This is a genomic window from uncultured Oscillibacter sp., from assembly GCF_947654275.1.
In the GTDB taxonomy this organism is placed as follows: Bacteria; Bacillota; Clostridia; order Oscillospirales; family Oscillospiraceae; genus Oscillibacter.
In genome coordinates this window covers 1-6295 of sequence record NZ_CANTJS010000089.1, presented here as the reverse complement: position 1 = coordinate 6295, position 6295 = coordinate 1, and the positions used below count along the sequence as shown (strand labels likewise).

Here is a 6295-nt window from a genome sequence, read left to right as displayed (position 1 = left end):
TCGGCGGCGTCCTGCCCCCGCAGGCAGCGGCGGATTTCTTTCAGGGGCGTGCCGGTCTGGCGGAAGATGGAAATGGCGTAAAAATCGTAGAACTGCTCTGCATCATAGTAGAAATAGCCGTTGTCCCCCTGGCGGCGGGGAACCAGCAGGCCGACGTCCTTGTAATGCCGCAGGGTTTCCTTCGTAGTGCCGCACAGGGCGGCGAAGGCCCCGGCCGTCAGCCAGCCTGTTTTCCGCTCCATAAAGTTTCCTCCCCAAAATGAAAAATACCTCTTGACTGCGTGGCGGCCGCACGGTTTATGATACCTCCTGTCAGAAATAATTGCAAGCCCGCAGGACAACAATAAAAGAAAACAGGAGGTTTTTCATATGGACTTTGGATGCAGCAGCTTTTCCTGGGAGACGAAAAACGGCCTTCACCTTTTGGGCCGGACCTACGACCAATTTGGCGATCTGGCGGCTAACCGTATTCTCAGCGTTCCCCAGGGGTACCCCTGTTCCCCGACGCTTCACGGGGAGGGGGCTATCCCCGGCGCGTATGGCTTTACCGGCATGGCGGTGCTGGGCTTTGGGGAACCCATTCTGGTAGACGGCGTAAATTCCGCCGGCCTGATGGGGGCGCTGCTTCACTACCCGGGATACGCGGTTTACCAGGAGTGGCCGGAGAAGGGGACTACGGCAGTCCACCCCGGCCGTCTGCTGGCGTGGCTGCTGGGCCGGTGCGCAGGGGTGGAGGAGGCGGTGGAGGAGCTGGCCCGCCTGACCCTGGTGGACGAGCCCATCCAGGGCAAGCCCCTGCCCGCCCACTATATCCTCAGTGACCAAAAAGGCGAGGCCGCCGTCATCGAGCCGGACGAGGGCAGCCTGTCCATCCACCGGAACACCGTCGGCGTGCTGGCCAACAGCCCGGACTACCGGTGGCACCGGACCAACCTGCGTAACTTCGTGGGGGTCACCAACCTGCCCAAAGCGCCCCGGAGCGTCGCAGGGCATGAGATTCGGGAGTTTGGCGAGCGCCTCGGCGGCGGCTCCGGCCTGCCGGGGGATTACTCCTCCCCTTCCCGCTTTGTGCGGCTGGCCTTCATGAAGGAGTTCGCCGTCCCGGGAAAGGATGAAGTGGAAGGGGTCTCCCGGATGTTCCAGGCCTTCGCCCCGGTGGACATCCCCGAGGGGCTGGCAAAGGCCGACCCGGACTATGACGTGTACGAGCAGACCCTTTGCACCAGCGTCATGTGCGCCGAGAGCGGCGTGTACTACTTCGCCCCCGCCTGGAACCGGCGTATTTCCGCCGTCCGGCTTCCGGAACCGGAACGGGAAATACAGTATTTTGACCTAGGAGACGGTCAGGACATCGACTGGAGGAATTAAACCATCATGGAAACGAAACTGGACTCTTACCACCTGCCTGTCACCGGCAGAAACATCCTGCGCTTCGCCTTCCCCACCATTGTGATGACGGTGTTCAACACCTTCTACACCATGGTGGACGGGCTGTTTGTCTCCAACCTCATCGGCACGGAGGCCCTGTCCGCCATCAACCTCACCGCCCCGGCCATCGCCCTGATTACGGCGGTATCCGGGATGCTGGCCACCGGAGGCAGCGCCGTGGTGATGAAGAAAATGGGAGAGCACAAGGAACAGGAGGCCCGGCAGGATTTTACCCTGCTGATTCTCACCAACGCCGTCGTGGGCGCCGTGATGATGCTGCTGGGCTATACCTTTATGGATGGTCTGCTGGGGACCATGGGCCTGTCCCCGGCGGTGTTCGGTTACTGCCATGCCTACCTGAGCGATTACCTGCTGTTCACCATCCCCATTCTGCTGATGTATAATTTTTCCCTGTACCTGATTGCCGCCGACAAATCCACCCTGTCCCTGATCTGCACCGTGGCGGGAGGCGTGACCAACATCGTTCTGGACTACGCCCTGATTTCCCTGTTTGATTTAGGCATCCGGGGCGCGGCCATCGCCACCGGCCTGGGCTACTCCATCACCGCCGTGGTGGGATTCCTGGTGTTTCGGAAGAAAAGCAATCTGCTCCACTTTGAAAAGCCGGTCTTCCGGGGAGGCGTGCTGTTCCACGCCTCCAGCAACGGTATGTCGGAACTGGCAACCTCCCTGGTATCGGGCATCACCACCCTGCTGTTCAACATGGCGATGCTGACCTACATCGGGGAGGACGGCGTGGCGGCCATCACCATCATTATGTATGTACTGATGTTTGTCAGCGCCCTGTTTATAGGCTACTCTTACGGGGTGGCCCCCATGATTTCCTACTACCACGGCGAGCAGAACCATGAGAAACTGAAGAAGCTGGTATCCTTCAGCGTCCGGTTTATCGTCGGGGCCTCCGTCCTGTGTACGGTGGTCTCCATTCTGGCGACTGTCCCCCTGGTGGGCATCTTCACCCGGCCCGATAGTCCAGTCTATGAACTGGCTGTGACGGGAAACCGCCTGTGCTCCATCGCGCTGCTGTTCGTGGGGCTGAACGTCTTTGCCAGCGGCATGTTCACCGCCCTGTCCAACGGCTTGGTGTCCGCCGTACTGGCCTTCTCCCGGTCCTTCCTGTTCACGGTTGCCAGCATTCAAATTATGCCCGTCCTGCTGGGGGGCGTCACCGGCGTGTGGCTGGCGACGCCAGCGGCGGAGCTGCTGGGAACGGTGATGGCGGCGGTGCTGCTGCTGAAATACCGGAAGCGGTACGGATACTGAAATACGCCCAGCCGGACTCCGGCGGGCAGCTCAGTAAGCCCGGGCTTGTCCTTCCCGGAAAACCGCGGAGGCGGACCATTTCAAAGGAAATAGCCCGCCTCTGCTGCGTCCGCCGCCGGAAGGGGTCCGGTCTCAGCGCTCCAGGAACTCATCCGGGTCCATCAGTTCCCCGTTTTTGCTGACGGAGAAATGAAGGTGGGGGCTCTGAGCGGCTTCCGCTGCCGCCGTAGCGCCCACCGCGCCGATAATCTGGCCGGCGGAAACGGCGTCCCCTGCCTCCACGGTGGGGATGGTCTGGAGATTGGAGTAAGTGGTCTGATAGCCCCCGTCGTGCTCAATGACCACGGTGGTGCCCATCATGGGGTCGTCCAGCACAGCAGAAACCGTGCCGGAGCTGGCGGCCAGCACGGTGGAGCCGGCCTGAGCGGCGATGTCCACACCGTCATGAATCCGCCAGTCCTCCAGGGTGGGGTTATAGGCCAGCGCGTCCACGGAGAAGGCGGCCAGCACCTCGCCGTTCAGAGGAGAGACCACCAGCCGGGGGGCTACCGCCGCCACAGGGGTGGGGTCCACAGGCAGTTCCGGCATGGTGGGCACGATCTCCACCTCCACCGGCTCCGGCGCAGCGGTTTCCGTAGCTTCCTCCGGAATCTCCGGCTCCACGGTCTCTTCCGCCGGAACATAGAGGTCCGGCACACCCCCGCCGGTTTCCACCGTGGGTTCCGGGACGCCGGGGACGGTCTCCCCCTGCCGGAAGAGCATGAACCAGCCGCCCACGCCCACCGCCAGCAGACAGACCGCCAGCAGGGCATAGAAACCGGCGCCGCTGAGAATGGTTTTCAGTTTGTTGTCCATCAGATAAATTCCCTCCCACAATATAGTCAGCAGAGCCGGAAAAAACGCTCGAAAGGGCTTTGCGGGCCTGCTGATTTCAGGTTTGAGGGAAGTATGGACGGAATTGCCATATTTTATGCAAAGAGATAGCATAAGTGTGAAGATTTCCGAAAAAACCCTTCACCCTGAAGAACCGCCCCGCCGGGACCGGCGGACGCCTAGCGCGGATAGCGCCAGCATCCCGTCTCGTGGTCGTTGACCACGCCCACCGCCTGAAGGAAGGAATAGATGATAACCGTCCCCACGAACTTCATCCCCCGGCGCTTCAGATCCGCGGAGATGCGGTCGGACAGCTCGGAGCTGGCGCGGACCTGGCCGTCTGTGTTCAAGATGACCTGTCCCTTAGTAAAGCTCCAGAGATAGCAGTCAAAGGAGCCGAATTCTTTCTGAATCTCCAGAAATACAGCCGCGTTGGTAACCGCCGCCTGAATCTTCCTGCGGTTCCGCACGATATCGGGGCTGCTCATCAGGGACTCCAGCTTGTCGGAGCCGTATCCCGCCACAATGGAGGGGTCAAAGCCATCGAAGGCCCGGCGGAACGCTTCCCGCTTTTTCAGAATGGTAATCCAGGACAGACCAGCCTGGAAGCCCTCCAGAATCAGCATCTCAAATAAGTGCCGGTCATCGTGCTCCGGCACGCCCCACTCCTGGTCGTGGTAGGCAAGATATAAATCCGAGTTCGGGTCAGCCCAGTGACAGCGTTGTTTCTCCATCTGCGTCTCCTCCCTTTTTTATAAAAGTATCATAACAGAACCGGGCCCCGGGGGCAAGACCCGCGGCGCCGTACGCACTATATGTAGTATGTGATACCGCCGGCCTGACCATGTAAACGGCGCTTGACCACGGCAATCGCCGGCATTGGCGGCCGGGCCGTCCCCTACAGACGGTTTGCAGGGGACGGTCCATCTGCCAGGCGTTCAGGAATTTTCATGCTTATGGGAAGCTCCTTTCGCGCAGGCGCTTTGATACGATCTGCCGCCTTGCGGGACGTAATCCTGCTGTCCGCTAAAAACGGTGTTGACGCTGGGAAAAAAGTGTGGTATAGTAATAATCGCTTCAGAGAGCCGACTTTCCCTGCGACTATGTTTTCATGCGGCAGTGCGGCTCAGCAGGCTTGCTGTCAGCGGGCCATCGGCTGTTAATGAGGCGGTGCAACGTGTAAAAATGAATCATGTGCTAGTGTAGCTCAGTCGGTAGAGCAGCTGATTCGTAATCAGCAGGTCAGGTGTTCGAGTCACCCCACTAGCTCCATTGTAGACAAAACCTGCGTTTAACGATAGTTATACGCAGGTTTTGTCTGTTACTAGTAAAATTGCATCAAAATCAAATCTTAGGAGGATTTTATGGGATAAAAGTACCCTAACTAAAATAAAAAAGCCCAGGTGTTTCCGTGTTAGCGGAATGCCCGGGCTTCTTTTATGCTGTGAGTTCCCCCATGAAACATGGGAGAAAAGTCCGCGATGAGGGCGAGGAGATCCTCCCGGGAGTCTAAAATGAGATCGTTCGCAATGCATGAAGCTCAGAAGACACCGGGGAGTAGTTGACCATGGTCGTTCCCGCAATCTGGGAAAGGAGCTTGTCCTTGGACTGGCGCTTAAAGATAAGAGTCGGGGTCACGCCTTCCTAGAGCTCTACCAGGGGAGCCGGCAGAGGTGGTCTTGTAACGGCTCCGAGATAAAATCGTCCGTGTACCGGGGCTCCGGCGACTCAAAGTCACACAGATCCAAGTACCTCCGTCCCTTCCGCTGGCGCCCCTAAGAGCCCAGCCAACAGATGAAGCTATCGCTGTTGATGCCGGTAAGGCCGAAACCGCCTACGGGAACTAAGACCGCCAGAATCGGCGATATTTGTGCCGACATGAGCGGCGTCTTCCAAAAGCGCTGTCCGAAAGCGCCTGGGAGAGTTTAGAATGCCACTGGGCCTGACAAAAAGCAAGAGCCGGGAATTGTTCCCCGGCTCTTGCTTTAGCGGTCCTTGAATATCTCCCGGATCGGATTCAGATACCCCAAATCCTCTGGCATTCCGGAGAGCGTCCAGAGGTTCTTTACCGTCATGTTTTTTCAAAAGACGCTTTTTAGAGTTTTTCAAGGCATCCCTCCATGGCGTCCTTGAACTCCATAGCACCCCCCTTCCCGGGCCTGGTCCAGAAGCTGCTGGCCCTTCTCAGGGCGGACGATAATCTGGTTCCAGCCCTTGTCCACGTCTTAGCCGTTGGCACTTCGGGCTCCGCCGATGGGAAGATCTGCGAACTGCACGTCATGTCGGCGCAGCAGCGGCATCCCGAGCGGACCAGGCGCGTCACCTCGTCTAGGTTCACGGAGACGGTTTGACCGTTCCTCTCCCGGAGCTCCAGGGAGTGGAAGTTGATGGGAGAATGTCCATGTGGTAGATCCTGACCGGGCCGGCGTGACTGTCGTTGTCCGGCAGGGGGTTGACTTTCATCTTATAGACCGCTAGAGGCTGTTTTAAAACTGCCGGATGGGGACAGATTGTTTACCCAATAGGCATGTGATATCCGTAAGGCGGCAGAGCCGCCAACGGCTATCCAATCGTCAGACAAGGCGATTGGACCCGGGAATCCTGATGGATTTCAAGTCCAATCAACGCAGTCCTGACGGAAAAGGATGCCCTGAAACGGCGTTTTGACGGTTTTCAAACAGACTCTAGAGGGTGTCTTCAAACTCAAGCA

At 58.7% G+C, this 6295-nt stretch carries 5 protein-coding genes and 1 tRNA gene; 3 read left to right on the top strand and 3 right to left on the bottom strand.

Going from position 1 to position 6295, the window contains the following annotated elements; all coding sequences use genetic code 11:
• The coding region (locus Q0063_RS14090; protein WP_297872595.1) for a MerR family transcriptional regulator at positions 1-242 on the bottom strand (242 nt) is incomplete at its 3' end.
• Positions 243-369: 127 nt separating this feature from the next.
• Here Q0063_RS14090 and Q0063_RS14085 point away from each other — a divergent pair.
• Together Q0063_RS14085 and Q0063_RS14080 are read left to right on the top strand one after the other, a co-directional pair.
• Positions 370-1368: a linear amide C-N hydrolase gene (locus tag Q0063_RS14085; protein ID WP_297872594.1), complete on the top strand. Its 999-nt coding sequence runs from the start codon at positions 370-372 to the stop codon at positions 1366-1368.
• Between the two features lie 6 nt (positions 1369-1374).
• Positions 1375-2712: an MATE family efflux transporter gene (locus Q0063_RS14080; protein WP_297872593.1), complete on the top strand. Its 1338-nt coding sequence runs from the start codon at positions 1375-1377 to the stop codon at positions 2710-2712.
• 132 nt (positions 2713-2844) lie between these two features.
• Here Q0063_RS14080 and Q0063_RS14075 read toward each other — a convergent pair whose 3' ends face one another.
• Both Q0063_RS14075 and Q0063_RS14070 read right to left on the bottom strand, forming a co-directional pair.
• A complete protein-coding gene (locus tag Q0063_RS14075; protein ID WP_297872592.1) occupies positions 2845-3567 on the bottom strand; it encodes a peptidoglycan DD-metalloendopeptidase family protein in 723 nt (240 codons plus the stop codon).
• A 197-nt stretch (positions 3568-3764) separates the two neighbouring features.
• Complete coding sequence (locus tag Q0063_RS14070) at positions 3765-4319, bottom strand: DNA-3-methyladenine glycosylase I (protein ID WP_297872591.1); 555 nt, start codon at positions 4317-4319, stop codon at positions 3765-3767.
• Positions 4320-4781: 462 nt separating this feature from the next.
• On the opposite strand from Q0063_RS14070, the gene Q0063_RS14065 reads away from it, so the two are divergent.
• Positions 4782-4857: transfer RNA gene (locus Q0063_RS14065), tRNA-Thr, on the top strand.
• Positions 4858-6295 lie beyond the last annotated feature (1438 nt).